The sequence below is a fragment of the Campylobacter sp. RKI_CA19_01116 genome (assembly GCF_025771405.1).
Classification (GTDB): Bacteria; Campylobacterota; Campylobacteria; order Campylobacterales; family Campylobacteraceae; genus Campylobacter_D.
On the sequence record NZ_JAKMQF010000002.1, the window covers coordinates 47,083 to 72,708 of the forward strand.

Below are 25,626 nucleotides of genomic sequence, written 5' to 3' on the forward strand. Positions count from 1 at the left end.
ATTTGCTTTTAAATAAATAAACGCTACAATTTTCCAAATTCTAAAAAGGCAGATTTAAAATGATTAATATTGGAATCCATGGAAGTAATGGGCGTATGGGTACTCAAATAAGACTTTGCCTAGAAGATGATGAGCAGGCAAAGGCTAGTGCGTTTTTTGATCAAGGATCAAATTATGAAGATTTTTTTAATAAATGTGATGTAATTATTGATTTTTCTACTCCAAAGGGTTGTGAGGATTTGCTTTTATATGCAAGAAGTAATCCCAAGCCTTTGGTGATAGGTACTACAGGTTTGGATGCTAAGCAAAATGAGTTAATGCAAAGTGCAAGTATTACTATGCCTATTCTTTATGCAACTAATATGTCTTTGGGTGTGGCGATTTTAAAAAAGCTTTCTTATTTAGCTAGTGAGGCTTTGAGAGATTTTGATATAGAAATACTTGAAATGCACCATAATAAGAAAAAAGATGCTCCAAGTGGTACCGCAATGACTTTAGCACAAAATGTTGCTAAGGCTAGAAATTTAGACTTAGAAAAGGTCAGAGTAAGCGGTAGAGATGGGATTATTGGACAAAGAAGTAAAGATGAAATCGCGGTGATGAGTTTAAGAGGCGGTGATATAGTAGGTTCACATAGGGTTGGTTTTTACAATGAAGGTGAATTTATAGAATTAAATCATACGGCTACTTCAAGAGCTACTTTTGCAAAAGGTGCGATAAAATGTGCAAAATGGTTAGCTTCTCAAGAAAATGGCTTATATGATATAGATGATTGTTTAGGAATTTAAATGTGTGCAGTAGTTGGAGTAATTAATTCAAAAAATGCAAGTACAGTGGCTTATTATGCTTTATTTGCTATGCAACATCGCGGGCAAGAGGCAAGTGGGATTAGCGTAAGTGATGGTTTGAGTATCAAAACACACAAAGCTAAAGGTGAAGTAGGGCAAATTTTTAATACACAAATTCTAGCAGGATTAAAAGGCGAGATAGCTATAGGACATAATCGTTATTCTACTGCAGGAAATTCTTCTTTGCATGATGCCCAACCTGTTGCAGCTACTTGTTCTTTGGGTGATATTTCTTTAGTGCATAATGGAAATTTGATTAATAAAGAAGAAGTTAGAAAAGAATTGATTAACAATGGGGCTATTTTTCATTCTAATATGGATACAGAAAATGTAGTACATTTAATAGCAAAAAGCAAAAAAGAAACTTTAAAAGATAGATTTATAGAAAGCTTGACTCAAAGCAAGGGAGCGTATTGCTTTATGCTTGCTAGTAAAAATCAACTTTTTGTAGTAAGAGATCCTTATGGGGTTAGACCTTTATCTTTGGGTAGATTAAAAGATGGTGGGTATATTGTAGCGAGTGAAACTTGCGCTTTTGATTTGATAGAGGCTGAATTTATCCGCGATGTAAAACCAGGCGAGATGTTGATTTTTACTCAAGGTAGTTATGAGTTTGAAAGCATTCAAGTATTTGATAAGACAGACCCAAGAATTTGTGCATTTGAGTATATTTATTTTGCTAGACCTGATAGTATTATAGAAGGTAAAAGCGTATATGAAGTGCGTAAAAAAATGGGTGAAGCCTTGGCTAAAAAATTTAAAGAAAAAGTGGATTTTGTAGTGCCAGTTCCAGATAGTGGTGTAAGTGCTGCTATAGGTTTTGCGCAATATTTAAAAATCCCACTTGAAATGGCAATAGTGAGAAATCACTATGTTGGAAGAACTTTCATAGAGCCAACTCAAGAAATGAGAAATTTGAAGGTAAAATTAAAACTCAATCCTATGAAAAAAGTCTTAGAAGGCAAAGATATAGTGGTGATTGATGATAGTGTGGTAAGAGGAACAACTTCTAAAAAAATTATTGCACTTTTAAAACAAGCAGGTGCAAGAAAAATCCATTTAGCGATTGCATGTCCAGAAATTAAATTTCCTGATATTTATGGTATAGATACACCTACCTTTGAAGAATTAATCTCAGCTAATAAAAGCGTTGAAGAGGTTAGAGAGTATACAGGTGCAGATAGCTTGACTTTTTTGGATATTAATGAACTAGTTTCAAGTATAGGCGATGAAAGAAAATACTCTTTAATTAGTTTTGATGGGGATTATTTTATTAAATAATCCTTATCTGCATTTTAATTGTTTAAATACCTTATAGCTTTGAAAATGAGGTGGTAATCCCACTTCAAATGAAAAATCTTTATAAGTATGCCCTGGTAAGTTTTTTGCAATATTGATATTATATGAAGCATCTCTTTGTTCTTGATTTGCTCTTTTTATGCTATCAAAATTTTGTTGATTAAAGATTTCACCACTTACCTCATGTTTTTTGTTATCATCAATTATCCTAAGCTCTAAAAAGCATTCAGAAATTTTAAAATTAGTATCATTAGTTACTCTACCTTTTACAATAATACTTTCTGTTGCTAAGCGTCTGTAGGTTGAAAAATTACTCAAACTTGCTTTTTTGGTATATTGATCTATAGTTAATAGTAATGAAATGGTTAAAATTAATGCTAGTATAAAACTCACTATGCAAAAAATAATCATATATTTTTTATTTTGAACTTTTAAGTAAAGCAAAACCCAAGTTAAACCTGTAGAAGCTAACATAATAACAATGATTAAAATATGAAAAAATGTAAAATATCCCATTAAAAACACTTTGAACTAATCTCAATGTCAAAATTTTGACCTTCTTTAAAATCGGAAAATTTGGTTTTTAAATTAATAGTTTGTTGTGGATTTATTGTTTTTTCTATCATGGTTGATTTGCTTCTTAGAGGTTTTATAGTATGTATTAAATTTTTAAAAGTACTATTATCATCACTTTTCTTAAAAACTTCTACTTTTAATTTGCAGTATCTAAAGCTTTTTTTAGAAGTATTTGTTAAGCTATAATCAACGCTGAGTGAGTTATCATATACAAAAAATTGAGCATTATCTAAGCTGGTTATTCTTGATCTAACTTTAGTATCAATTAAAAAATATCCTAAATAAGCGATACCTGCTGAACATAAAATTCCTAAAAAAATCACCATAAAGGCAAAAGCAGGCTTGTTTCTGATGATTAAAGCTAAAAATAAAGTGATAATGAAAAAAAATATAACCAAGGCCATTAATAAAAAATCTACTAAGTGCAAATGAGTAGTATAAAAAATCATTTGCTCTCGAATGTGTTGGGCTTTCATTATCACTTCTTTAGTTTTTAATTTGCTACTGAGCTTGTTCTTTTATTATCTTTGCTATCAACCCAAATATTTGGTACAGCTCCACCAGGTGTTAAGAAAATTTTGGCATCTTTATTAACCTTAAGTGCTTCGTTAAACTGCTTTTGAGTTTCAATTTGTTTTAAATCAAGCAAAGGGTTATTTAAACTTTTTGCTATTTCTCTATTTGAATACGCTTGTGCATCAGCTTCTATTTTAACCGCACTTGCTCTACCTTTAGCACTAATTATGGTTGCATTTGCTTCCCCTTCAGCTAAAGCTGCTTTTTTAAGTGCTTCTTGATTAGCTCTTTCTACTTCGTATTTGGTTCTTTCAGCTTCTTGTTTAGCAATTTGTACTCTTTCAATTTGCTCTTTTACTTTTATAGGCAAGATAATCTCTCTAAGTTGAACTGCTTGAAGCTCAGCAGGTTCATTTGGTTGACTTTCTATGGTTTTTCTAATGCCTTGATCAATTTGCACTGCTATGGTGTTACGATTGGTTGGAAGCTCTTCTGCAGTATATTGACCTACCACATTTCTTACTACATCTCTTACAACTGGGTCAATGATTTTATTTTCCCAATTAAGCCCCCAAGTAGCTATGGTTTGAGGAACCTGTAAAGGATTTAATCTATATTGAACAGTTACATCAATAGACACAGGCAAACCTCTTGAATCAAGCACCGAAATACTATTTTTATTTACAACCCCTGAACCTATTTGTAAATTTTCATTTACGCCTTCAATAGAAGCATAATTAATTTGTCTTACTCTAGTATCTACTATAGTGATTTTTTGTAATACTGGCATAAAAAAATGAAGTCCTGGTTCAAGCGGAGTAGGGCTGTATTTACCCGTGGTAGACTTGATTCCCATTTCCCCTGAATTAACTATTGCAAAAGGTTTAAAAAGCGCAAAGACTAAAACAATTGCAATCGCGCTATAAATTAATGGAGAAAATTTTCCAAAACCTTTGAAATTAAATTCTGGGGCTTTGAAATTTAAATTTTGCTTATTGTTCTTTTGATTGTTTTTTTTATTAAAATAATCATTCAAATCAGCTGGCATTTAGTTCCTTTGTTAAATATAAGTTAGCATAGAAGCGTATTTTTCATTGCGTCCATAAACTATATCAAAATACGCATTTTGGAGCTTTGTTGTTAGCTCGCCTCTTTTTCCATTTCCTATAATTCTTGCATCAATATTATTTATTGGAGTTATTTCTGCTGCAGTTCCTGTGAAAAATGCTTCATCAGCCACATAAACTTCATCTCTTGAAATTCTTTGGCGCACTACGCTTATGCCCAAATCATGTGCAATTTTTAAAACAGTATCTTGGGTAATACTTTTTAATGAAAAATCATTTGGCGGGGTGATTAATTTCCCATCTTTAACCATAAAAAAGCACTCGCCTGTTCCTTCTGCTACAAAACCTTCTTCATCAAGCATTAAAGCTTCTTCATATCCTGCTTCTATAGCTTCATATTTAGCCATTTGAGAATTTAAATAATTTGCACTTGCTTTGGCTTTACCTAGGCTAGATTTTACGCTATTTCTAGCAAAAGAAGAAATTTTAACCTTAATACCTTTTTCTAAGCCTTCTTCGCCCAAATAAGCACCCCATTCCCAAGCAGCAATAGCTACTCTAACAGGAGCTTTAGCATGATAAACTCCCATAGTTCCATCACCCAAAAAGATCAATGGGCGCAAATAAGTGTTATTTTGAAAATCATTTGCTCTTAAAAGTTCAACTTGTGCATTTTCAAGTTCTTCTTGAGAAAAAGGTGAGTTGATTAAAGTGATTTTTGCAGACTCTAAAAGTCTTTTGGTATGTTCTTTTAATCTAAAAATTGCTAAACCATTTTGTGTTTTATAAGCTCTTGTTCCTTCAAAAACTGCATTTGCATAATGTAATGAATGTGTTAAAACATGAATTTTTGCATCATCAAAATCAATGATTTTTCCATCCATCCAAATTTTTTTTGCCCTAATCATAAATAAGCCTTTATTGAAAATAAAACTAATTTTATCAAAAATATACTAATAATTGCTAGAATATAGTAAAATTCTTTATTTAAAGTAAGGAAAAACAATGCCTATTATTAGTATCAAACTCGCTAAACCAGAATTTAGCAAAGTACAAAAAGAAGAGTTAATAGCAGATATTACAGAGCTTTTGCATATAAAATATAATAAACCAAAGCAAAATATAGTCATAATGCTAGAAGATATTGAGCCATATAATATTGCTTTTGGTGGTGAAAGTGTAGAAAAATTAAGATTGAAAGGTAAAAAATGAAAGAATTGCAAATTGGCGATAAAGCCCCAGTTTTTGAACTTTTAAATCAAGATGGGGTTAAAATTTCTCTAAGTGATTTTTTAGGTAAAAAAATTATTTTGTATTTTTATCCAAAAGATAATACCCCAGGTTGTACTACACAAGCTTGTGAATTTAGTCAAAATTATGAAGATTTTTTAGGGCAAAATGCTGTGATTATAGGTATTAGTCCAGATAGTGTGAAATCACATGAAAATTTCATTAAAAAATATGATTTGAAACACACTTTATTAAGTGATAGTGAAAAAGAAATTTGCAAACTTTATGGCGCTTGGGGTTTAAAGAAAAATTATGGAAAAGAGTATGAAGGGCTTATAAGATCTACTTTTGTAGTTGATGAGGAAGGAAATATCGCAAAAATTTATAAAAATGTAAAAGCTAAAGATCATGCTTTTAAGGTGTTAAAAGAATTATGCTAGTACATATTTGTTGTAGTGTGGATAGTCATTATTTTATACAAGAATTAAGCAAAGCCTATCCTGAAGAAAAAATCATCGGGTATTTTTATGACCCAAATATTCATCCATATAGTGAGCATGAACTTAGATTTTTAGATGTTAAACGCAGTTGTGATAAGCTGGGTATTAAACTTTATAAGGGTGAATATGAGTATGAAAAATGGCTTGAGAGTGTAAAGGGCTATGAGGATGAGCCTGAAAAAGGTGCAAGATGTCAAATTTGTTTTGATTTTAGAATGCACAAAAGTGTTGAATTTGCTCAAAAAATAGGAGAAAAAAAACTTACAACAACTCTTTTAACATCTCCTAAAAAAGACCTAGAGCAACTAAAATTAGCTTTGCAAAAAGAATGTGATAAATTTGGCATAGAGTTTTTAGCGCCCGATTTTAGAAAAAATGGAGGTACGCAAAGACAATTTGCCCTAGCAAAGCAAGATATGCTTTATCATCAAAATTATTGTGGTTGTATTTATGCACTTTCTAAACAAAAAGGTCAAAAAGCCTTTATAGATGAGCTGATGAGTCCTATTAATAAACAAATATTGCCTTCAAGTATAGAAGAGAAAATTAAATTCTACAACCAAGTAAAAAATTTAGAAAAAAAGGGCATTAAATTTGAAATTCAAAGAGAGAAATTTTTAAATTATCGCTTGTTAAGGGCTTTGATAAAACAAAACAAGCAAGCTATAAGAACTCATGTTTTATTTTACTCACATTTTAAAAATTCTTACACTAAATTTAGTGTTTTAGATGAGGGTTTAAAGCATTATAAAAGTGCAAAGGATGAGATTAATTTATGGAGTTTTGATTATTTTAATAGCTTATGTAAAATGCGATTTAAAAATTACGAAGATTTTTTACAAAATCCTTTAAAAATAGAGCAAGAAATCAAAATAAGACAAAAGCATTTTGGTGCTTATGATCTTTCACCGGTGATTATTGTTGAAAATATTATTAAAGGTGCTTATGAATTTATGGCAAAAAGTGAAATTTATTTTGATAGCAAAGAAAAGATTGTGAAGTTATAAAACTTAATTAATTTATTAATATTTTTTTTGTAAAATCTGAATTTTGAATATATTTTAAGGCTAAATTTATGATAGATGTAATGCAAATTCAAAAAATTTTACCACATAGGTATCCATTTTTACTTGTAGATAAAATCGTAGAATTAAAAAACAAAGAAGTTGTTAGAGGTTATAAAAATATTAGTATAAGCGATCATGTTTTTATGGGACATTTTCCAGATCATCCAATTTATCCGGGTGTGTTAATTTTAGAAGGCATGGCGCAAACTGGAGGGGTTTTAGCATTTGAAAGTATGGATGATAAAGTAGATCCAAGTACCAAAGTAGTATATTTTACAGGTATTGATAATGCTAAATTTAGAAATCCAGTGCGTCCTGGTGATAGACTTGATTATGAAATGAGTGTAGTAAAAAATCGTGGAAATATGTGGATTTTCCAAGGAAAAGCTTTTGTAGATGGGCAATTAGTTGCAGAAGCTGAACTTAAAGCCATGATAGTAGATAAATGATGAGCAAAATTCATCCAAGTGCAGTTATAGAAGATGGAGCTATTATAGCAGATGATGTTGTAGTAGAAGCTTATGCTTATATTGGTAAAAATGCTAACATAGGCGCAAATACCATCATCAAACAAGGTGCAAGAATTTTACCTAATGTAACTATAGGTGAGAATTCGAAAGTGTTTTCTTATGCTATAGTTGGAGATATCCCGCAAGATATATCTTATAAAGATGAGATAAACTCAGGTGTTATCATAGGAAAGAATGCGGTTATTAGAGAATTTGTTACTATTAACTCAGGTACAGCTAAAGGCGATGGCTTCACAAGGATAGGCGATAATGCTTTTATCATGGCTTATTCTCATATTGCACATGATTGTACTTTAGGAGATCACATCATTTTAGCAAACAATGCTACTTTAGCAGGCCATGTAGAACTTGGAGATTATACTGTAGTAGGTGGGCTTACTCCAATACATCAATTTGTAAAAGTAGGAGAAGGGTGTATGATAGCAGGTGCTAGCGCACTTTCTCAAGATGTGGTGCCATTTTGCTTGGCTGAGGGAAATCGTGCAAGCATTAGAAGTTTGAATTTAGTAGGCATTAGAAGACGCTTTGATAAAGAAGAAGTGGATGTTTTAAGCAAAGCTTTTAAATTTTTATTCAGACAAGGAAATTTAAAAGATAATGCTTTGAATTTATTAGAAAGTGCTTCTAGTGAAAATGTTAAAAAAATGTGTAATTTTATCTTAGAAACAAAAAGAGGAATTCCTATATATAAGGAAAAAAACCATGGTTAAAAGATGTAGTTTTTGTAACGAAATAGAAACAAGCGAAAGAAGAATTTTAGTAAATGATTATAATAATGCCTTTATATGTGAGTATTGTGCTGAAAGTGCTTGCAATATTTTCTTTGGAGAGGAAAAAGAGCTAAAAAATAAAGAAGTTGATAAAGAAAATTTTAAAGACATAACCCCTAAAGAATTAAAAGCATATTTAGATAAATATGTCATCGGGCAAGATAGGGCTAAAAAAATCTTTAGTGTAGGGGTGTATAATCACTACAAAAGACTTTTTAGATCTGACTTAGAAGATGATGATACAGAATTAGCAAAATCAAATATTTTATTAGTAGGTCCAACAGGAAGTGGAAAAACTTTGTTGGCGCAAACTTTAGCTAGATTTTTAGATGTGCCTATTGCAATTTGCGATGCGACTTCTTTAACTGAAGCAGGTTATGTAGGAGAAGATGTTGAAAATATCCTTACTCGTCTTTTGCAAGCTGCTGATGGAGATGTGCAAAGAGCTCAAAAAGGGATTATATTTATTGATGAGATAGATAAAATCGCAAGGATGGGTGAAAATCGCTCCATTACAAGAGATGTGAGCGGTGAGGGTGTGCAACAAGCTTTGCTTAAAATCATCGAAGGATCTTTGGTAAATATCCCACCAAAAGGTGGTAGAAAACACCCAAATCAAGATTTTATACAAATAGATACGACTAATATTTTATTTGTGTGTGGTGGAGCTTTTGATGGTATTAGTGATATCATTAAAAGAAAACTAGGCGATAATGTCATGGGCTTTTTTACTGATGATAAAAAAGATGAAAAAGAAGCTTTACTTCAAAGATTAGAACCTGATGATTTAGTGCATTTTGGGATTATCCCTGAACTTATAGGAAGATTGCATGTGCTTGCTTCTTTAGAAGAGCTTGATGAAGAAAGCATGGTGCGTATTTTAACAGAGCCAAAAAATGCCATTATTAAACAATATCAAAAACTTTTTGCTATTGATAATGTGGAATTAAAATTTGAAGATGAAGCACTAAGAGAGATTGCTAAGCTTTCATTGGAGCGTAAAACAGGGGCTAGAGGTTTAAGAAGTATTATTGAAGAGATGATGGTAGATTTGATGTTTGATTTGCCAGAGTATAATGGATATAGTATAGTAATTACCAAAGAGGTAATCAAAGAAGGTGCAAAACCTTTATTTATAAAAAATAAAAAAGTTAAAGGCTGAGAATGATTTTAGATCAAATAATTGGATTTTTTTCAAGTGATATGGGGATTGACTTAGGTACCGCAAATACTTTAGTTTTGGTAAAAGATAAAGGTATAGTGATTGATGAACCTTCAGTTGTTGCAGTAGAGCGTGAAAGATATGGTAGGGTTAAAATTTTAGCTGTTGGAAAAGAAGCTAAGGAAATGGTAGGAAAAACCCCAGGTAATATCGAAGCAATCCGTCCTATGAAAGATGGTGTGATTGCTGATTTTGATATGACTGAAAAAATGATCCGTTATTTTATAGAAAAAACTCATAGAAGAAAATCTTTTTTAAGACCTAGAATTATCATTTCAGTACCTTATGGTTTAACCCAAGTTGAAAGAAAAGCAGTTAGAGAAAGTGCTTTAAGTGCGGGCGCTAGAGAAGTATTTTTGATAGAAGAACCTATGGCAGCAGCTATTGGTGCAAATTTACCTATTAGAGAGCCTCAAGGGAGCTTGGTGGTAGATATTGGTGGTGGTACAACTGAGATTGGCGTTACTTCTTTGGGCGGGCTTGTGATTTCAAAATCTATCCGCACAGCCGGTGATAAGCTTGATACTAGTATAGTAAATTATGTAAAAGAAAAATACAATCTTGTCATAGGTGAAAGAACGGGTGAGGAGATTAAAATCGCTATTGGTTCAGCAGTTCAGCTTCCAAAAGAGCTTTCTATGGTAGTTAAAGGACGCGATCAAGTAACAGGCTTGTTAAATAGAATCGAACTAACAAGTGAAGATGTAAGAGAAGCTATGCGCGAACATTTAAAAGAAATCGCTGATGCTTTAAAAATCGTTCTTGAAATGATGCCACCTGATCTTGCAGCTGATATTGTTGAAAATGGTGTTGTTTTAACAGGAGGTGGAGCTTTAATACGCGGGCTTGATAAATATTTATCTGAAATTGTAAAACTTCCAGTATATGTAGCTGATGAGCCACTTTTAGCAGTTGCAAAAGGTACAGGTAAAGCTTTAGAAGAAATTTCATTATTACACCAGCTAACGAATGAAGAGTAAAATTCTTAGCGTTTTAATATTATCTTTTTTAGTATTTATTTCGTTTTATTATGGAGATGTAATAAAACGAAATGTTTTAGATTTAAATATTGCTATTGTTAATCAATTTTCTCAAAGTATTGATCTTTTAAAAAACAAATTCAACGAGCATTTTAACCAAGCTGAAGAAATTAGAACTTTAAGAGAAAGAAATGCTGAGCTTGAAAAAAATAATATCTACATGAAAAACTTTGCTAATGAGCTAAATAATATTTTAAGTGATAAAAACTCAAGTTTTTATTATCCTAATGTGAGTTTAGTTAAAGCAACTTCTTATGCGCAAATTAGTGATTATCATAAGGTTTGGCTTGATGTTGATTATAAAGGAAAAATCAAAGGCTTAATTTATAATGGCTATACAGCAGGCATAGTCATAGAAAAAAATGGTAGAGCTTTGGGTCTTTTGCAAGGTGATGAAGAATGTATTTTTTCTGTTTACATAGGTAAAGAACAAGCACCAGGTATAGCTCATGGAAGAAATGATTATATTTTAGTTAAGTATATTCCTAAATGGCTTGAGCTTAAAATGGGCGATAAGGTTTATACAAGTGGTTTGGATGAAATTTTCTTTTCAGGAATTCCAGTAGGAGAAATTTTTAAAATAGAAGAAGAAGGTGCTTATCAAAATGCTTATGTTAAACCTTATGCTAAGATGAAAGTGCCAAACTATTTTTATATGGTGGAAAATTTATAGTAAAAAATTATTTATTTTAATTAATATAAATTATTATTTAGAATTAAATATTACAATAGCTTCTAAGTTTAAAACTAGGAGCTTTAATGAAAAAATATATCAGCAGTTGTTTGGCTATTTGTTGTTTAAGTGGTGCTATTTATGCAAACGAAGTAGAATATGATGCGCAAAAAATAGCAGATATTTTTTATCAACTTAATGCAGACCCTAAAAATCCAAAAGCAAAAGTTAATCATGCAAAGGGCTTTTGTGCTATGGGAACTTTTGAGCCAGCTTTGTCTATCAATAAAGAAGTTGATGTGCCTTTATTAACACAAAAAAGCTTACCGATTCAAGTAAGATATTCTTTGGGTGGCGCTTTTAAAGATGATAAAAGTAAAACAAGGGGTATGGCTATTAGAATTACTGATCCTAAAGATTCTGCCTCTTGGACTATGGTTATGCTAAATACAGAAATAAATTTTGCAAAAAATCCTAAAGAGTTTGGTCAGTTTTTTGAAATGAGACTTCCTGTAAATGGTAAAGTCGATCAAGAAAAAATAAGCAAGATGTTGAAAGAGGTTGATTCTTATAGAAATTTTGCTGCATATACGGATAAAATTGGTATCAGTAAAAGCGTAGCAAATACTCCATTTTTTAGTATCCATACTTTTTATTTTAAACAAGCAAATGGAGAAAATTATCTACCAGCAAGATGGAAATTAGTTCCAAGCGAAGGTGTGGCGTATTTAAATGAGGCACAAATGAAAAGTGCAAGTAGTGATTTTTTAAAAGAAGATTTTCAAAATCGTATAAAGACTAATAAGTCAGTTGAGTATAAGATGTATTTGGTATATGCAAATAAAAATGATATTACTAATGATACAACGGCCTTGTGGAGTGGTAAACACAAAGAAAGTTTAGTTGGGACTTTTAAAGTTAATGCTTTGAGCAAGGAAGATTGTAATTTTGATGTATATTTTCCTTCAGATGTACCTCAAGGGGTTAATCCACCACAAGATCCTTTATTTGATGTAAGAAATGAAGCTTATGCTATAACTTTTGGTAAGCGTCAATAAAATTTAGCTCTTTAAGAGCTAAATTCTTTATTAATTTCAACTTCTAAAAAACTTATATTTGTTATAATTTGGCTAAAAATTCAGCTTAGGAAAATACATGCCAAAAAGAACAGATATAAAAAATATATTATTAATAGGCAGTGGGCCTATCGTTATAGGTCAAGCTTGCGAGTTTGATTACTCAGGAACTCAAGCAGCAAAAACCTTAAAAGAGCTAGGTTATAGAGTAGTTTTGATCAATTCTAATCCAGCTACTATTATGACAGATCCTGAATTTGCTGATGCAACTTATATAGAACCAATTACCAAAGAAAGTATTCTAAGTATAATCAAAAAAGAAAAAATCGATGCGATTTTACCTACTATGGGTGGCCAAGTTGCTTTGAATGTTGCTATGGAAGTTTATGAAAGTGGCGAGCTTGCAGATGTAAAATTTTTAGGTGCAAATCCTGAAGCGATAAAAAAAGGCGAAGATAGACAAGTTTTTAAAGAATGTATGAAAAAAATTGGCATGGATTTGCCAAAATCTATGTATGCGTATAATTATGAAGAGGCTTTAAAAGCTGTTGATGAGATTGGTTTTCCTTTGATGATTAGAGCTTCTTTTACCTTAGGTGGTGCAGGAAGTGGCGTGGTGTATAATATGGATGAGTTTGCAGAACTTGCAAATACTGCTTTGGCGTTAAGTCCTATCCATGAAATTTTAATCGAAGAAAGTTTACTTGGTTGGAAAGAATACGAAATGGAAGTCATTAGAGATAAAAATGATAATTGTATTATCGTTTGCTCTATTGAAAATGTTGATCCTATGGGGGTTCATACGGGTGATTCTATTACTATAGCTCCTGCTTTAACTTTGACTGATAAAGAATATCAAGCAATGCGTAATGCCTCTTTTGCTATTTTAAGAGAAATTGGAGTGGATACAGGCGGATCAAATGTGCAATTTGCTATCAATCCAACTAATGGTAGAATGATAGTTATTGAAATGAATCCTAGGGTTTCAAGATCTTCAGCCCTAGCTAGTAAAGCTACGGGTTATCCTATAGCTAAGGTAGCTACGCTTTTAGCAGTTGGATTTAGTTTAGATGAGATTAAAAATGATATCACAGGAACTCCTGCTTCATTTGAACCGGTAATTGATTATATTGTAACTAAAATTCCTCGTTTTACTTTTGAAAAATTCCCAAATGCAAGCACAGAACTTGGCACTGCTATGAAAAGCGTGGGTGAGGTTATGGCTATAGGGAGAACTTTTAAAGAAAGCATTCAAAAAGCACTTTGCTCACTTGAGAGAAATTTAAGTGGGTTTGATACTATAGAATGTGATAAAAATGAGCTTTTGACAAAAATTCGCCAAGCTAATGAAAAACGCTTACTTTATATAGCACAAGCTTTTAGAGAAGGTTTTAGCACACAAGAGCTTTTTGAGTTTTGCAAAATAGATCCTTGGTTTTTAAATCAAATCAAAGAAATAGTGGAATTTGAAAATCAAATTGATATGGATATTTTAAGCAACAAACAACTATTAAGAAAAGCTAAAACCTTAGGTTTTTCAGATAAAAAAATCGCTAGTTTGATTAATCAAAAAGATAATCTTGAGTTAAGCCAAAATGATATTTATTATGCAAGAATTAAACACAAAATCATCGCTCAATATAGTGAAGTAGATACTTGTGCGGGAGAATTTGAAGCACTGACCCCTTATTTATACTCAAGTATTAATACAAATGAAGCTACGCAAGTAAAAGAAAGTAAAGATAAAAAAGATAAAAAAGTGATGATTATAGGTGGTGGACCAAACCGCATAGGACAAGGCATTGAGTTTGATTATGCTTGCGTGCACGCTTCTTTTGCTCTAAAAGATATGGGCGTAAAAACTATAATGTATAATTGTAATCCAGAAACGGTTTCAACAGATTATGATACAAGCGATATTTTGTATTTTGAGCCAATTGATTTTGAGCATTTAAGAGCGGTTATTGATAGAGAAAGACCAGATGGAGTGATAGTGCATTTTGGTGGTCAAACTCCGCTTAAATTTGCAAAACGTCTTAGTGCTTTTGGAGCAAAGATTATAGGAACGAGTGCAAGGGTAATAGATTTAGCTGAAGATAGAAAGAAATTTGCTAAATTTATCGAAGATTTAGGCATAAATCAACCTAAAAATGGCACAGCTATAAGTGTAGAAGAAGCGATTATAAAAGCAAATGAGATAGGTTATCCTGTGCTTGTTAGACCAAGCTATGTTTTGGGTGGTCGTGCAATGCGTGTGGTGCATGATGAGAGCGAGCTTAGACTTTATATGCAAGAAGCCGTAGATGTGAGTGATAAATCTCCGGTATTAATTGACCAGTTTTTAGATAATGCAACTGAGCTTGATGTAGATGCAATAAGTGATGGAAAAGAAGTTTATGTAGCAGGTATTATGGAGCATATTGAAGAAGCAGGAATTCACTCAGGCGATAGTGCTTGCTCTTTACCTGCTGTAAATATTGATGAAGCTATGCTTGAAATGATTGAGCAAAAAACAAAAGATATTGCTTTAAATTTAGGTGTAGTAGGGCTTTTAAATATACAATTTGCTATCCATGATAATAAACTTTATATGATAGAAGTAAACCCAAGAGCTAGTAGAACTGTGCCTTTTGTAAGTAAGGCTACAGGAATTCCTTTAGCTAAGGTTGCAACGCGCGTGATGTGGCAAGGAAATTTAAGAGAAAGTTTGAAATTTTATGATACCTTTAAAGTGGTAGAAGAAAAAAACGGAATTTTAAGAGCTAAAAAACCAAAACATATTAGCGTAAAATCAGTAGTATTTCCTTTTGCCAAACTTAGTGGAAGTGACCTTGAGCTTGGGCCTGAAATGCGCTCAACCGGCGAAGTTATGGGTGTAAGCAAAGACTTTGAAAACTCTTACGCAAAAAGCCAACTTGCTTCTTCAAATTTCTTACCAGAAAGTGGCAATGTATTTTTATCATTAAGAGAACAAGATAAAAAATACGCAGTAGATTTAGCTAACGAATACATTAAGCTAGGATTTAAAATCATTGCTACAAGCGGTACTTATAAAATTTTACAAGAAGCAGGTTTAGAGTGTGAGTTTGTGCATAAAATTTCTGAAGGGCGCCCAAATGTAGAGGATAAGTTAAAAAATTCTCAAATTCAACTTGCTATAAATACAAGCGATGAGCATAGTTTTAAAGGTGATACTAAAAAAATTAGAGCAAATATTTTACGCTTTAAAACTCCATATTTTACAAACCTAAGAGCAGCGTATGCAGGTGCTAAAGCGATTAAAGCTATACAAAATAAATCATGCCTTGAAGTAAAGAGCTTACAAGAATACTTAAAAGCATGATTTATCTTGCTCAAACTGATACAACAGCAGGGTTTTTAAGCAAGGACTTAAAAGCCCTTAATACTTTAAAAAAAAGGCCTTTAAAGCAAGATTGTTTGATTACTACGGCTAAATTTAGTGAGCTTAAAAAACTTACAAGAGTGCCAAGTCATTTTAAAAACACTATTAGAAAATCCAAAAAAACTACTTTTTTATATCCTAATTCTAAAGCAATACGCGTCGTGAAAGATTGTGCTCATGAGGAATTTTTAAAAGAGTTTGATTGGCTTTATTCTACTTCTGCAAATCTTCATGGAAAAAAATTTGATCTAAATTGGGCTATGCAAAATGCAGATAAAATAATAGATGAAAAGTTTTTTGAAAGTGGAGCCTCAAAGATTTTTAAACTTCGAGGCGTTAAAAAAGTTAAGTTACGCTAATTATTTTTCAAGTGGCCAAAATACTTTTGGTTCTTCTCCGATTTTTGCTTGTCCATGATACATTCCAAGTTTATCTTTAGTCCAAGCATAGCCAACTTTTCCATTTTTATCTATAGAGATGATTCCACCCGTGCCACCAAGTTTAGCTACTTGTTTGATAGTTTCTTCGGCTGCTTTTTGTACTGAAAGTTTTTTATATTTATATAAAGACGCAACTTCATGAGCCACAGCCACTCTTATATAAATATCACCTGTTCCTGTGCAAGAAATCGCAACTGAGTCATTATTTGCATAATTTCCTGCCCCTATGATAGGAGAATCTCCAATGCGTCCTGTCATTTTATTTGTAGTGCCACCTGTGCTTGTGCCTGCTGCAAGATTGCCATTTTTATCTAAAGCTATCGCACCTACTGTGCCTAAATATGGCTCAGTACTTACACCAAGATGAGCCTTTGCTTTATCGCTATCTAGCAATACTTCTTTGCTTTTTTTAGCTTCTTGAAGTTGTTTGTATCTATGCTCTGTGAAAAAATATTTTTGTCCTACTATTTCTAAACCATGTTTTTTGGCTAATTTATCAGCACCTTCCCCTGCTATTAAAGTATGAGGTGTTTTTTCCATAACAAGTCTTGCTGCCTCTATAGGATTTTTAATCGTCCTAGCCATAGCAATTGCACCTGCTCTTAAATTTTTTCCATCCATTATAGATGCGTCAAGTTCGTTAAATCCATCAGAAGTAAAAACAGCACCTTTTCCAGCGTTAAATTCAGGACTATCTTCCATTACTTTAATGGCAGCTATAACTGCATCAACAGAGCTTCCACCTTTTTCAAGTATGCTTTGGCCTGCTTTTAAAGATTCTTTCATTACTTTTTCTCTTTTAGCAAATTCTTCTTTAGTAAGTCCTAAGCCACTTGTACCACCGTGTATAACGATAATAGGTTCAAAATCTTTTGCAAAAGCATTATTGCTTGTTAAAAATGCTAAACTAGCTAATATTAATAAAGCCTTTTTACTATTTGTTAAAAAACTCATTTTTATCTCCTTGTTACAAGCTTTTGATTCTATAATAATAAAAATTAAATATAAATTAATATTATAAAAATATTTATAATAATGATATTTTTTATTATTATATGTTTAGTTTTTGATTAAAGTTTTATTTTTGTAATTTTAGCTATAATTTGCGCTTTTGAAAAAAAGGTAAATTATGATAGAAAGAACAAAAATAAGCTCTAATTTTGGTTGGTTTATGGTTATTTTAGGTGGTTTGGTTGAGTGTTTTTGGGTGAGTGGTTTAAAATACTCTACTGAAATTTGGCATTATGCTTTAACAGCCATTGGGGTTTGCATATCTTTTACATGTTTTTTAAAAGCTTGTGAAAGACTTGAAGTAAGCATTGCTTATAGTGTTTTTGTAGGTATTGGCACGGTTGGGGTGGTGCTTAATGAGATGTTTATTTTCAATGAGCCAAGTTCTATCACCAAGCTTACTTTAATAGCTATTTTACTTTTAAGTATCATAGGCCTTAAAATCATTAGCAAGGAAGCTAAATAATGGAATGGTTCTTTTTGTTTTTAGCGACTGCTTTTGAAATTTTTGGTGTGATTATCATGAAGCAACTTGTAAGCACTAAAAATAAGCTTTATCTTTTAGCTTTGATAGTGTGTTTTGGTTTTTCATTTGGGTTTTTAAGTCTTAGCATGCAAAGTATTGCTATGAGTGTGGCTTATTCTATATGGACAGGAGCTGGAACTGCAGGCGGGGTTATCATCGGAGTGCTTTTTTATAAAGAAAGCAAAAGCTTTTTAAAGCTTTTTTTGATTGCTCTTATCATTGCTTGCACTGTGGGTTTAAAAATACTTTCATAGGCTTAAAATGAAAATATACATTAGCGGCATAGACACAGATGTTGGCAAAACTTATCTAAGTGCTAGAATTTGTAAGGAATTAGGATTTGATTATTTTAAGCTTATCCAAGCAGGCACGCCAAAAGATAGTGAGGTAGTAGCTGAGTTTAGTCCAAAAACTAAGATTTTTAAAGAAGGTGTGTTTTTACAAACTCCTGCTTCCCCGCACAAAGGCAGGATTTTAGAGAATTTAAGCTATAAAGCTTTTGATATACAAATTCCACAAAGTGAAAAACTCATCATCGAGCTAGCTGGTGGGCTTTTTTCGCCCCTTGATGATGAAAAAACGATGATTGATTATATGAGTGCGTTTAAGCACCCTACGATTTTAGTGGCAAAAGACTATCTAGGAAGTATCAATCACACACTTTTAAGCATAGAAGCACTAAAACAAAGAGATATTAAAATCCTTGCTTTAATCTTAAAAACTCAAGATACTTTTAGCAAGGATTTTATAAGTAATTATGCTAAAATTCCTATCATAGAATTTGAGGATAAAGTGTGTGAAAAACTTTCAAAAATCCTTGAAAATTTCTCTTAAAGACTGCACGACATAAGCAATCTCATCTTCATTTATAACATATGGTGGCATGAAATAAATTGTATTTCCAAGTGGTCTTAAAAGTAAGCCTTTTTCTAAGGCTCTTTGAAAGACTTCAAGTCCTGCTCTTTGGTATTTGCTTTTTTGTATATCAAATGCACTTACCATGCCTAAATTTCTAAAATTTCCTAAAAAATCAAATTCTTTTAAACTTTCCCATTGAGTTTTTATAAAAGCACTTTTGATTTTATTTTTTGCGATGATATTTTCTTTTTCAAAAATATCCAAAGTCGCATTAGCCGCCGCACAAGCTAGGGCATTACCCGTATAAGAGTGAGAGTGTAAAAAGGCCTTTTGACTCTCATAACTATCATAAAATTTCTCATAAATTTCATCTTTAGTAAGCACCACTGAAAGGGGTAAATACCCGCCCGTGATAGCTTTAGAAAGGCATATATAATCAATACTTTGTGAGCAATAATCAAGCGCAAACATTTCCCCTGTGCGTCCAAAACCTGTGGCTATCTCATCAAATATCACTTGCACATCATAATCTTTAGCAAGTTTAATCGCCTCATCTAAATACCCAAGCTCATACATGTGCATATTGCCTGCACATTGAAGTAAAGGCTCAAGTATAAAAGCACAAATTTCATGATGATGATTTTTTAAAATACTTTCTAAAATTTCAAGTTCTTTTGTATAGTCCTTGCTTGTTGGCACAGGTGTTGTGATACTTTTTAAAAGTAAAGGCTCATAGGTTTTTTTATAAAGTGCTACATCGCCAACGCTTAATGCACCTAAGGTTTCTCCATGGTAAGAATTGCTAAGTGATAAGAATTTATCCTTTTTAGAGCCATTGTTTAAGTGGTATTGAAAGCTCATTTTTAAAGCCACTTCTATGGCTGAACTACCATTATCTGCAAAAAAGCATTTATTAAAAGGTAAAAGCTCACAAAGTCTTTGCGAAAGCTTTATGATAGGCTTATGTGAAAAACCAGCAAGCAAGACATGCTCTAAATTTTGAAGTTGATCTTTGATTTTTTCATTGATATATTCATTACAATGACCAAAGATATTTACCCACCAAGAGCTAATGCAGTCTATGTAGGATTTTTCATCAAAATCATACAAATATACCCCCTTAGCCTTTTTTATAGGTATTAAAGGTAAAAACTCATGATCGCTCATTTGCGTGCAAGGGTGCCAAATGTGTTTTAAGTCTAGTTCTTTTAAATTCATTTTTACTTCTTTGATTTTTATTACTAATGATACTACAATTTTCACTCAAATTTATGCTTTAAAATGAAAAAGGATTATTTAGAAAATATTTATATAATTAGCTTTTTATCTTAAACTTAAAGGTAAAGTATGAAAAAAGTTTTGATTATCTTAGCGATTTTATTTTCAAATTTTGCATACTCACAAGAGGATATGCTCGAAAAAGATTGTATAGAAAATAAAAAAGGAAAAAGTTGTTTTAGACTTGGTTTTCGATATAAAATGTATGAAAATTACCTTAAAGCAGCGGAATTTTATAAAAGATCTTGTGAGTTAAATGACGATAATGGTTGTTTTGGGCTTGCAATTTTATATGAAACTGGAGAAGGTGTTAAAATGAATGGCTTAATGGCTGAAAAATTTTATAGTAAAGCTTGTTCTTTGGATAATTTTTATGCTTGCGCTCACCTTGGAGCTTTATATAAGAAAGGACAAATTGTCAGTAAAAATAATTTTAAAGCCGTAGAGCTTTATAGAAAAGCTTGTGATATGAACTATGAAGAAGGATGTAATAGTCTTGGTTTTATGTATGAAAATGGCAAAGGTGTTAGAAAAGATATCTCTAAAGCTTTAGAATATTTTGGCAAGGCTTGTGATTTAAAAAGCGATGAGGGTTGTCAAAACTACGCAAGGCTTAAACAATAATGCAAATTGCACAAATTTTAAATGCATTAAAACAACAAGATAATTTTAGAATTCTACGCTCATTAGAGCATGAGGGAAAATATGTTATTTATAATGGGCAAAAATTACTAAATTTAGCAAGCAATGATTATTTAAATTTAAGCAATGAAAAAGCATTAAAGAAAGATTTTTTAACACATTTAAAAGAATTTGAATTTTCTAGTTCAAGTTCAAGAAGCTTGAGTGGAAATTATGCGATTTTTGATGAATTTGAAAGCTTTTTAGAAGCTAAATTAGGCAAAAAAATTTTGCATTTTAACAACGGCTATGCCTTAAATGTTAGCTGTTTGCAAGCTTTAGCAAGCATTAAAAATACTTTGTTTTTAGCAGATAAACAAGTGCATGCAAGTATCATCGATGGTTTAAGGCTTGGCGGGGCTAAATTTATAAGATTTAAGCACAATGATATAAAGCATTTACAAAGCTTAGTGCAAAAGCATTATAAAGAATTTGAAAATATCATCATCATAAGTGAAGCGTTATTTAGTATGGATGGAGATTTTGCACCTATAAAAGAATTCATAAATTTAAAAAAAGAGTTTAAAAATATCAAAATTTATATTGACGAAGCTCATAGCATAGGGTGTTTTGGAGATGATGGTTTGGGTTATGTGAGATTTTTGGGCTTAGAAAAGGAAGTGGATTTTTTAGTTTTTACCTTTGGTAAGGCTATAGCTTCTACGGGAGCTTGCATGATAAGTGATGAAAAAGATTTTTTTATCAACAAAGCAAGAGCCTTTATATACTCAACTGCTATTGCACCTATTAATGTAGCTTGGACCTTGCATGTTTTTAAACATTTGCATGAATTTAGCGTTCAAAGAAAAGAGCTTTTAGAGTTAAGCGCTTGGTTTAAAAATGCTTTGGCAAGTAAAGGTGCAGTTTTAGGTGAGGCTTATGTGATATCTTTTATTTTAGGGCAAAATGCACTAGCTAGTGAAATTTCTCAAAAGCTTTTAGAAAATGGTATTTTCGCACCTGCTATTAAAGAGCCAACCGTGGCTAAAAATACAGCTAGAATTCGCTTTTCTTTGCATGCTGGGCTAGTGAAAAAAGACTTAGAAAAGGTTTTGGAGGTACTTTGAAAACTCATTTTTTACATGAAAATGCAAATTCGCGTGAGTTGATTTTATTTTTTTCAGGGTTTTGCTCACATTTTAGCCATTTTACGCATTTAAAAAGTGATGTAAATGTTTTAATGGTGTATGATTATACGAGTTTTGATTGGGAATTTGATCTTAATAAATTTGAAAAAATCACCCTTGTTGGCTTTTCTATGGGAGTTTGCGTGGCGAGTAAAATTTTAAAAGATATGAAATTTGATAAAAAAATAGCCATAAATGGCACAAATTTACCTATAGATGATGAATTTGGGATTAAAAAAGCCATTTTTAAACTTACTATGAAAAGATTTGCTTTGGAAGATTTTAAAGTAAATTTGCTTGAAAAAAGAATGAATTTAAGTGATGGATTTTATTTTGAAAAAAACGAGCATTTAAAAGCAGAACTTTTAAGCTTGTATGAGTTTTGCACTAAGGATTTAAATGAAAATTTCACTTGGGATAAAGCCATAATTAGCAAAGATGATAAAATCTTTCCACCAAAGCATGTTTTAAATTTTTTCAAAGAAAAGGCAATATTTGTTGATGAGCCACATTTTGCATTTTTTAAATACCACGCTTGGGAAGAGCTTTGCAAACTTTCATAAGAGCAAAAGACACTTATAGTGCAAATACACCTGTGCAAAAAGCCATGGCTAAAGAGCTTTGTAAAATGCTTAGTGAGGATGATTTGAGCGATTTTGAAGCGGTGTTTGAATTTGGCTGTGGGGTAGGGGTTTTTAGCAAGGCTTTGCAAGGGTGTATTAAATTTAAGCATTATTTTTTAAATGACATTTATGCTTTTGAAAATCCTTGTAAGTTTGATGAATTTGGTATTTTTGATATGAATGATCTTAAAAATCATCATTTTTATACGAAAAAATTTGATCTTATAGCTTCCAATGCTTGTATGCAGTGGCTAAAGATAGATGAGCTTTTAGAAAATTTTGCAAATATGTTAAATAAAAATGGGATTTTGCTTTTTTCTACTTTTGGAGAAAAAAATTTCACTCAAATAAAGCAAAGCACTAATTTATCACTTGAATATTTAACTTTAGAGCAAATTGCACAAAAGCTTTCTAAAAAATTTAAGATTATCAAGGCAAAAGAAGAACTAAAAGAGCTAAAATTTGATGATACTTTAGAGCTTTTTAGACATTTGAAATTAAGCGGGGTAAATGCTTTGAGTGAAAAATTTTTCATAAGCAAGGCATTTTTAAAAAACTATGAAAAAGAATTTCAAAATACCTTGACTTATCATCCTTTATTTTTTATGTGTCAAGTTTATTAAATTTGATAGATATTTTTTTGCTAATTCTTCTCTTAGATAAAGCTTGTTAAAATCACTTATATCCATACATAAAGCAAAAGCATAAATTTGATGAGTTTTTTTATCTTTTATAAAACCTACGATTTGTCCGTATTTTTCTTTTCCCCAGCCTGTTTTTGCAAAAAACTCATAATAGTTATTTTCACTAAGTTTTATTATATTTATAACTTCTTTTTGTATATTTTTAGGATAATCTAATTTTAGATTTGCTAGTTCAAAAAGTAAGTTTGCTTGTTCTTTAAGACTAATTTGCAAAGAATCATCAAGCCAAAATTCATCGATTTTGCTTATTTTTTGATTACCATAATTAAGTTTATTTAGGTTTTTTTGCATTTTTTCTAAGCCTATTTTTCTAGCTAGTTCTTTATAAGCAGGTAGTTGTGATCTTTGCATAGCTAGGGCTAAGTTTGCATTGTTTTTCCAAGAGGGTAAAAATACTTTTTCACCTTTGTAATGATAAAAAATCTCATTAGTATCTTTCACAACGCCTTCATTAAGCGCGATTAGAGCATTGAAAATTTTAAAAGTAGAGGCAGGTAAAATGCGTTTGTTTGCTTTTGTAAAATCATTACTATAATAATTTTTGCCATCATAAGCTATAAAAACTCCACTTTCATTGTAATCTTTAAAAAGATCTTTTAAATTTTCATTTGCTAAAGCAAAAGAGCAAAAAAGGCTAAAAAGTAAAAGTAATTTTTTCAATTTATTTCCTTTTTCATTAAAAAATTTTTCAATTCTTGTTGATCTCTTATAACAATGTTTTCTTTGATGATTTTAAATCCTGCTTTTAAAAAGAAATTTTTAGCACTAAGGCTAGCAAAAGTATAAATTTCACTATAAGGGTAGTTTTTAAGAGCAAATTCTAATAAAGCTTTGCCATAACCTTGATGAGCATAGTTTTCATGAGTAAAGCAAAGATCGAGAGTTTTTTCTTCTAAATTTATACTTATAAAAGATATGATTTGGCCTTTTTCTTCATAAACAAAGCCTAGTTGATTTTGAAATTTTTCTTCCCAAGCTTTTTGATCTATATTAATCCATGCATGAATTTGTTCTTTTGTGTAATCATTTTTGCAAAGAGTAGATACGCTTTGCTTAAAAAGCTTGATACAAGAAGCTAAATCTTTTATATCAAGCTTTCTTATCAAGCACTTTCCTTAAAGCCAAAGAAGCTAAAGCAAGTCCAAAAGAGGCTGTCACACCCATAAATGAGCCAAGATCTTTACAATGAGCTTCTTCATCTGAAAATACCACATCAAAGTCTCCTTTAAAGCCTGATTTTCTAAGCTCATAGCGGAATTTTTTAGCTAAAGCATCGCCATGTGTTTTAAATATGCTTGTCGTTTTAATACGCGTTGGGTCAAGCTTTCTAGCTCCACCGGTTGATGAGATAAAAATTTGCTTTTTTAAATCAACTAAATTAGCCAAAGCAACCTTAGCTGGTATATCATCAATCGCATCAATGATTAAATCAAACTCACTTAAATCAAAACTTTTCAAAAACTCATCATCGATTTTACTAACTATACCTTTGGCATTGTAAATGCGTTCAAAAACCTTAGCTTTTTCCTCGCCTATATTTTCACTATGAAGTTGGCGGTTTTGATTAGTAGTTTCAAATTTATCTGCATCGATTAAAGTTAGATTATTAAAGCCACTTCTAAAAAGCGCATCAACGCAAATTCCACCAACTCCACCAAGTCCGCAAACTAAAACTTTGGTATTTTGAAATTTAATAAAATTTTCTTCATTAACAAGCCATTTTATACGCGTGTATCTATCCATTTTTCATCCATTTTTTGAGATTTTTCATTTGTTTATACGCTGTTAGATCAAGCATTATAGGGGTTATTGTGGCATAGCCTTGTTTTAAAAGTGCTATGTCTGAATCTTTTTCATTTTCATGATCAAGATTAGCAGCAGCTAGCCAGTAGTATTCTACACCTCTTGGATTTGTATTTGAGTGTGCTTCATAACTATAAATTCTTTTACCTGCTTTGCAAATTTTTAAGCCCTGAAAGGCTGTTTTGCTAGAAGGAAAGTTGATATTTAAAAATTCTTTTTTATCTAAAGGAAAGCCCTTTTTAAAGATATTTTTGACTATTTTTTTAGTAAGTTTTAAAGCAAGTTTATAATCAAGCTCTTTTTGACTATCTTTGTAAAATTGTGATAAAGCAATGGCAGGAATTCCATGAAGTACAGCTTCCATTGCTCCTGCGCAAGTTCCTGAGTAAGTTATATCCTCGCCTACATTAGCACCTTTGTTAATCCCACTTATGACAAGATCAGGCAAACGCTTTTTATATAAAGCATGTAAAGCTAGATAAACACAATCCGCAGGCGTGCCATCATCAAGCTTGTAAAATCTTTTACCAACCTTGTGAAATCTTAAAGGTTTGGTTAGTGTTATAGAGTGTGAGCATGCTGATTTTTCACTAGCAGGAGCTACTATGGTAATTTTAGCTTTAAAATGCTTTCTTAGCATTTTAATAAGCTTTTTTAAGCCTTCACTTTCATAGCCATCATCGTTTGTTATTAAAATTTCTTTCATATTTTTCCTTTTTTTAAATTTTAACATAAGTGATAAAATATTTTTTAAAATA

Annotated in this window: 30 protein-coding genes; 20 read left to right on the top strand and 10 right to left on the bottom strand. The window is 31.5% G+C overall.

Features of this window, described 5'->3' with window-relative positions; all coding sequences use genetic code 11:
- Window positions 1-59 precede the first annotated feature (59 nt).
- Together dapB and purF are read left to right on the top strand one after the other, a co-directional pair.
- Window positions 60-788 carry a 4-hydroxy-tetrahydrodipicolinate reductase gene (gene dapB, locus L8U41_RS01650; protein WP_263663887.1) on the top strand — a complete coding sequence of 243 codons (729 nt, stop codon included), beginning with the start codon at window positions 60-62 and terminating at the stop codon, window positions 786-788.
- Window positions 789-2,129, top strand: a complete 1,341-nt coding sequence (gene purF / locus L8U41_RS01655) for an amidophosphoribosyltransferase (RefSeq protein WP_263663888.1) — start codon at window positions 789-791, stop codon at window positions 2,127-2,129.
- Window positions 2,130-2,132: 3 nt separating this feature from the next.
- Here purF and L8U41_RS01660 read toward each other — a convergent pair whose 3' ends face one another.
- From L8U41_RS01660 to ilvE, 4 genes are read right to left on the bottom strand one after another with little or no spacing between them, the layout of a single operon-like run.
- The gene (locus tag L8U41_RS01660; protein ID WP_263663889.1) at window positions 2,133-2,663 is read right to left on the bottom strand and encodes a DUF2393 domain-containing protein; all 531 of its coding nucleotides are present in this window, start codon (window positions 2,661-2,663) and stop codon (window positions 2,133-2,135) included.
- Window positions 2,663-3,199 carry a DUF2393 domain-containing protein gene (locus L8U41_RS01665; protein WP_263682469.1) on the bottom strand — a complete coding sequence of 179 codons (537 nt, stop codon included), beginning with the start codon at window positions 3,197-3,199 and terminating at the stop codon, window positions 2,663-2,665. Before L8U41_RS01665 ends, L8U41_RS01660 begins: the two co-directional genes overlap by 1 nt.
- 17 nt (window positions 3,200-3,216) lie before the next feature.
- Complete coding sequence (locus L8U41_RS01670; RefSeq protein WP_263727634.1) at window positions 3,217-4,287, bottom strand: prohibitin family protein; 1,071 nt, start codon at window positions 4,285-4,287, stop codon at window positions 3,217-3,219.
- A gap of 12 nt (window positions 4,288-4,299) precedes the next feature.
- The gene (gene ilvE, locus L8U41_RS01675; RefSeq protein WP_012662102.1) at window positions 4,300-5,214 is read right to left on the bottom strand and encodes a branched-chain-amino-acid transaminase; all 915 of its coding nucleotides are present in this window, start codon (window positions 5,212-5,214) and stop codon (window positions 4,300-4,302) included.
- A gap of 97 nt (window positions 5,215-5,311) precedes the next feature.
- On the opposite strand from ilvE, the gene L8U41_RS01680 reads away from it, so the two are divergent.
- From L8U41_RS01680 to L8U41_RS01730, 11 genes are all read left to right on the top strand, one after another.
- A complete protein-coding gene (locus L8U41_RS01680) occupies window positions 5,312-5,518 on the top strand; it encodes a tautomerase family protein (protein WP_263727635.1) in 207 nt (68 codons plus the stop codon).
- Window positions 5,515-5,976 (top strand): thioredoxin-dependent thiol peroxidase, encoded by a 462-nt coding sequence (bcp, locus tag L8U41_RS01685; protein ID WP_263679502.1) that lies wholly within the window; start codon window positions 5,515-5,517, stop codon window positions 5,974-5,976. The genes L8U41_RS01680 and bcp overlap by 4 nt, the downstream gene beginning before the upstream one ends.
- Complete coding sequence (locus L8U41_RS01690) at window positions 5,970-7,043, top strand: epoxyqueuosine reductase QueH (RefSeq protein ID WP_263682465.1); 1,074 nt, start codon at window positions 5,970-5,972, stop codon at window positions 7,041-7,043. The genes bcp and L8U41_RS01690 overlap by 7 nt, the downstream gene beginning before the upstream one ends.
- A 68-nt stretch (window positions 7,044-7,111) precedes the next feature.
- Window positions 7,112-7,552 (top strand): 3-hydroxyacyl-ACP dehydratase FabZ, encoded by a 441-nt coding sequence (gene fabZ, locus L8U41_RS01695; protein WP_039619275.1) that lies wholly within the window; start codon window positions 7,112-7,114, stop codon window positions 7,550-7,552.
- Entirely contained in the window at window positions 7,552-8,343 is a 792-nt protein-coding gene (gene lpxA / locus L8U41_RS01700) for an acyl-ACP--UDP-N-acetylglucosamine O-acyltransferase (protein ID WP_263663942.1), read from the top strand. The genes fabZ and lpxA overlap by 1 nt, the downstream gene beginning before the upstream one ends.
- Window positions 8,336-9,565: an ATP-dependent Clp protease ATP-binding subunit ClpX gene (gene clpX / locus L8U41_RS01705; protein ID WP_263727636.1), complete on the top strand. Its 1,230-nt coding sequence runs from the start codon at window positions 8,336-8,338 to the stop codon at window positions 9,563-9,565. The genes lpxA and clpX overlap by 8 nt, the downstream gene beginning before the upstream one ends.
- A 2-nt stretch (window positions 9,566-9,567) precedes the next feature.
- Window positions 9,568-10,605: a rod shape-determining protein gene (locus L8U41_RS01710; protein ID WP_012662095.1), complete on the top strand. Its 1,038-nt coding sequence runs from the start codon at window positions 9,568-9,570 to the stop codon at window positions 10,603-10,605.
- Entirely contained in the window at window positions 10,595-11,338 is a 744-nt protein-coding gene (mreC, locus tag L8U41_RS01715) for a rod shape-determining protein MreC (RefSeq protein WP_263702313.1), read from the top strand. Before L8U41_RS01710 ends, mreC begins: the two co-directional genes overlap by 11 nt.
- A gap of 86 nt (window positions 11,339-11,424) precedes the next feature.
- The gene (locus L8U41_RS01720; RefSeq protein ID WP_263727637.1) at window positions 11,425-12,396 is read left to right on the top strand and encodes a catalase; all 972 of its coding nucleotides are present in this window, start codon (window positions 11,425-11,427) and stop codon (window positions 12,394-12,396) included.
- Window positions 12,397-12,493: 97 nt separating this feature from the next.
- Complete coding sequence (carB, locus tag L8U41_RS01725; protein WP_263727638.1) at window positions 12,494-15,757, top strand: carbamoyl-phosphate synthase large subunit; 3,264 nt, start codon at window positions 12,494-12,496, stop codon at window positions 15,755-15,757.
- Window positions 15,754-16,176, top strand: a complete 423-nt coding sequence (locus L8U41_RS01730) for a Sua5 YciO YrdC YwlC family protein (RefSeq protein ID WP_263663898.1) — start codon at window positions 15,754-15,756, stop codon at window positions 16,174-16,176. Before carB ends, L8U41_RS01730 begins: the two co-directional genes overlap by 4 nt.
- Here the strand turns inward: L8U41_RS01730 and L8U41_RS01735 are convergent, their stop codons facing one another.
- Complete coding sequence (locus L8U41_RS01735) at window positions 16,177-17,211, bottom strand: isoaspartyl peptidase/L-asparaginase family protein (RefSeq protein WP_263727639.1); 1,035 nt, start codon at window positions 17,209-17,211, stop codon at window positions 16,177-16,179.
- Window positions 17,212-17,386: 175 nt separating this feature from the next.
- Here L8U41_RS01735 and L8U41_RS01740 point away from each other — a divergent pair, with 175 nt between their 5' ends.
- Genes L8U41_RS01740 through bioD form a run of 3 tightly spaced genes read left to right on the top strand, consistent with a single transcriptional unit; the run spans window position 17,387 to window position 18,628 of the window.
- Window positions 17,387-17,734 (top strand): DMT family transporter, encoded by a 348-nt coding sequence (locus L8U41_RS01740; protein ID WP_087699708.1) that lies wholly within the window; start codon window positions 17,387-17,389, stop codon window positions 17,732-17,734.
- Window positions 17,734-18,048 carry a DMT family transporter gene (locus L8U41_RS01745; protein ID WP_039619256.1) on the top strand — a complete coding sequence of 105 codons (315 nt, stop codon included), beginning with the start codon at window positions 17,734-17,736 and terminating at the stop codon, window positions 18,046-18,048. The genes L8U41_RS01740 and L8U41_RS01745 overlap by 1 nt, the downstream gene beginning before the upstream one ends.
- A 7-nt stretch (window positions 18,049-18,055) precedes the next feature.
- Window positions 18,056-18,628, top strand: a complete 573-nt coding sequence (gene bioD, locus L8U41_RS01750; RefSeq protein ID WP_263727640.1) for a dethiobiotin synthase — start codon at window positions 18,056-18,058, stop codon at window positions 18,626-18,628.
- Here the strand turns inward: bioD and L8U41_RS01755 are convergent.
- Window positions 18,602-19,870, bottom strand: coding sequence for an adenosylmethionine--8-amino-7-oxononanoate transaminase (locus tag L8U41_RS01755; protein ID WP_263727749.1), 1,269 nt, complete (start codon window positions 19,868-19,870; stop codon window positions 18,602-18,604). The genes bioD and L8U41_RS01755 overlap by 27 nt on opposite strands.
- A gap of 129 nt (window positions 19,871-19,999) precedes the next feature.
- Between L8U41_RS01755 and L8U41_RS01760 the strand changes: the two genes are divergently transcribed.
- Genes L8U41_RS01760 through bioC form a run of 4 tightly spaced genes read left to right on the top strand, consistent with a single transcriptional unit; the run spans window position 20,000 to window position 22,984 of the window.
- Complete coding sequence (locus tag L8U41_RS01760; RefSeq protein WP_263727641.1) at window positions 20,000-20,554, top strand: tetratricopeptide repeat protein; 555 nt, start codon at window positions 20,000-20,002, stop codon at window positions 20,552-20,554.
- Window positions 20,554-21,678, top strand: coding sequence for an aminotransferase class I/II-fold pyridoxal phosphate-dependent enzyme (locus L8U41_RS01765; protein WP_263727642.1), 1,125 nt, complete (start codon window positions 20,554-20,556; stop codon window positions 21,676-21,678). The genes L8U41_RS01760 and L8U41_RS01765 overlap by 1 nt, the downstream gene beginning before the upstream one ends.
- Window positions 21,675-22,301: a pimeloyl-ACP methyl esterase BioG family protein gene (locus L8U41_RS01770; protein ID WP_263727643.1), complete on the top strand. Its 627-nt coding sequence runs from the start codon at window positions 21,675-21,677 to the stop codon at window positions 22,299-22,301. Before L8U41_RS01765 ends, L8U41_RS01770 begins: the two co-directional genes overlap by 4 nt.
- Window positions 22,286-22,984 carry a malonyl-ACP O-methyltransferase BioC gene (gene bioC, locus L8U41_RS01775; RefSeq protein ID WP_263727644.1) on the top strand — a complete coding sequence of 233 codons (699 nt, stop codon included), beginning with the start codon at window positions 22,286-22,288 and terminating at the stop codon, window positions 22,982-22,984. The genes L8U41_RS01770 and bioC overlap by 16 nt, the downstream gene beginning before the upstream one ends.
- On the opposite strand, the gene blaOXA is transcribed toward bioC, so the two are convergent.
- The 4 genes from blaOXA to surE are packed head-to-tail and all read right to left on the bottom strand — an operon-like array spanning window position 22,958 to window position 25,574.
- Entirely contained in the window at window positions 22,958-23,725 is a 768-nt protein-coding gene (gene blaOXA / locus L8U41_RS01780; protein ID WP_263727645.1) for an OXA-493 family class D beta-lactamase, read from the bottom strand. The two genes, bioC and blaOXA, sit on opposite strands and share 27 nt — an antisense overlap.
- On the bottom strand, window positions 23,722-24,171 hold the full coding sequence (locus L8U41_RS01785) for a GNAT family N-acetyltransferase (protein WP_263727646.1): 450 nt from the start codon (window positions 24,169-24,171) through the stop codon (window positions 23,722-23,724). The genes blaOXA and L8U41_RS01785 overlap by 4 nt, the downstream gene beginning before the upstream one ends.
- Entirely contained in the window at window positions 24,155-24,808 is a 654-nt protein-coding gene (locus tag L8U41_RS01790; RefSeq protein WP_263706727.1) for a ThiF family adenylyltransferase, read from the bottom strand. The genes L8U41_RS01785 and L8U41_RS01790 overlap by 17 nt, the downstream gene beginning before the upstream one ends.
- Entirely contained in the window at window positions 24,801-25,574 is a 774-nt protein-coding gene (gene surE / locus L8U41_RS01795; RefSeq protein ID WP_263727647.1) for a 5'/3'-nucleotidase SurE, read from the bottom strand. The genes L8U41_RS01790 and surE overlap by 8 nt, the downstream gene beginning before the upstream one ends.
- Window positions 25,575-25,626 lie beyond the last annotated feature (52 nt).

Bases quoted from the DNA above. Each gene is read 5' to 3' on its own strand.
- bcp (WP_263679502.1), top strand. From the start codon at position 5,515: ATGAAAGAATTGCAAATTGGCGATAAAGCCCCAGTTTTTGAACTTTTA.
- L8U41_RS01790 (WP_263706727.1), bottom strand. From the start codon at position 24,808: ATGGATAGATACACGCGTATAAAATGGCTTGTTAATGAAGAAAATTTT.
- L8U41_RS01690 (WP_263682465.1), top strand. From the start codon at position 5,970: ATGCTAGTACATATTTGTTGTAGTGTGGATAGTCATTATTTTATACAA.
- lpxA (WP_263663942.1), top strand. From the start codon at position 7,552: ATGAGCAAAATTCATCCAAGTGCAGTTATAGAAGATGGAGCTATTATA.
- L8U41_RS01740 (WP_087699708.1), top strand. From the start codon at position 17,387: ATGATAGAAAGAACAAAAATAAGCTCTAATTTTGGTTGGTTTATGGTT.
- L8U41_RS01755 (WP_263727749.1), bottom strand. From the start codon at position 19,870: ATGAATTTAAAAGAACTAGACTTAAAACACATTTGGCACCCTTGCACG.
- fabZ (WP_039619275.1), top strand. From the start codon at position 7,112: ATGATAGATGTAATGCAAATTCAAAAAATTTTACCACATAGGTATCCA.
- L8U41_RS01745 (WP_039619256.1), top strand. From the start codon at position 17,734: ATGGAATGGTTCTTTTTGTTTTTAGCGACTGCTTTTGAAATTTTTGGT.
- L8U41_RS01720 (WP_263727637.1), top strand. From the start codon at position 11,425: ATGAAAAAATATATCAGCAGTTGTTTGGCTATTTGTTGTTTAAGTGGT.
- L8U41_RS01710 (WP_012662095.1), top strand. From the start codon at position 9,568: ATGATTTTAGATCAAATAATTGGATTTTTTTCAAGTGATATGGGGATT.
- L8U41_RS01680 (WP_263727635.1), top strand. From the start codon at position 5,312: ATGCCTATTATTAGTATCAAACTCGCTAAACCAGAATTTAGCAAAGTA.
- surE (WP_263727647.1), bottom strand. From the start codon at position 25,574: ATGAAAGAAATTTTAATAACAAACGATGATGGCTATGAAAGTGAAGGC.
- L8U41_RS01760 (WP_263727641.1), top strand. From the start codon at position 20,000: ATGAAAAAAGTTTTGATTATCTTAGCGATTTTATTTTCAAATTTTGCA.
- ilvE (WP_012662102.1), bottom strand. From the start codon at position 5,214: ATGATTAGGGCAAAAAAAATTTGGATGGATGGAAAAATCATTGATTTT.
- clpX (WP_263727636.1), top strand. From the start codon at position 8,336: ATGGTTAAAAGATGTAGTTTTTGTAACGAAATAGAAACAAGCGAAAGA.
- L8U41_RS01665 (WP_263682469.1), bottom strand. From the start codon at position 3,199: ATGAAAGCCCAACACATTCGAGAGCAAATGATTTTTTATACTACTCAT.
- L8U41_RS01735 (WP_263727639.1), bottom strand. From the start codon at position 17,211: ATGAGTTTTTTAACAAATAGTAAAAAGGCTTTATTAATATTAGCTAGT.
- purF (WP_263663888.1), top strand. From the start codon at position 789: ATGTGTGCAGTAGTTGGAGTAATTAATTCAAAAAATGCAAGTACAGTG.
- mreC (WP_263702313.1), top strand. From the start codon at position 10,595: ATGAAGAGTAAAATTCTTAGCGTTTTAATATTATCTTTTTTAGTATTT.
- carB (WP_263727638.1), top strand. From the start codon at position 12,494: ATGCCAAAAAGAACAGATATAAAAAATATATTATTAATAGGCAGTGGG.
- L8U41_RS01660 (WP_263663889.1), bottom strand. From the start codon at position 2,663: ATGGGATATTTTACATTTTTTCATATTTTAATCATTGTTATTATGTTA.
- bioD (WP_263727640.1), top strand. From the start codon at position 18,056: ATGAAAATATACATTAGCGGCATAGACACAGATGTTGGCAAAACTTAT.
- dapB (WP_263663887.1), top strand. From the start codon at position 60: ATGATTAATATTGGAATCCATGGAAGTAATGGGCGTATGGGTACTCAA.
- L8U41_RS01730 (WP_263663898.1), top strand. From the start codon at position 15,754: ATGATTTATCTTGCTCAAACTGATACAACAGCAGGGTTTTTAAGCAAG.
- L8U41_RS01670 (WP_263727634.1), bottom strand. From the start codon at position 4,287: ATGCCAGCTGATTTGAATGATTATTTTAATAAAAAAAACAATCAAAAG.
- L8U41_RS01765 (WP_263727642.1), top strand. From the start codon at position 20,554: ATGCAAATTGCACAAATTTTAAATGCATTAAAACAACAAGATAATTTT.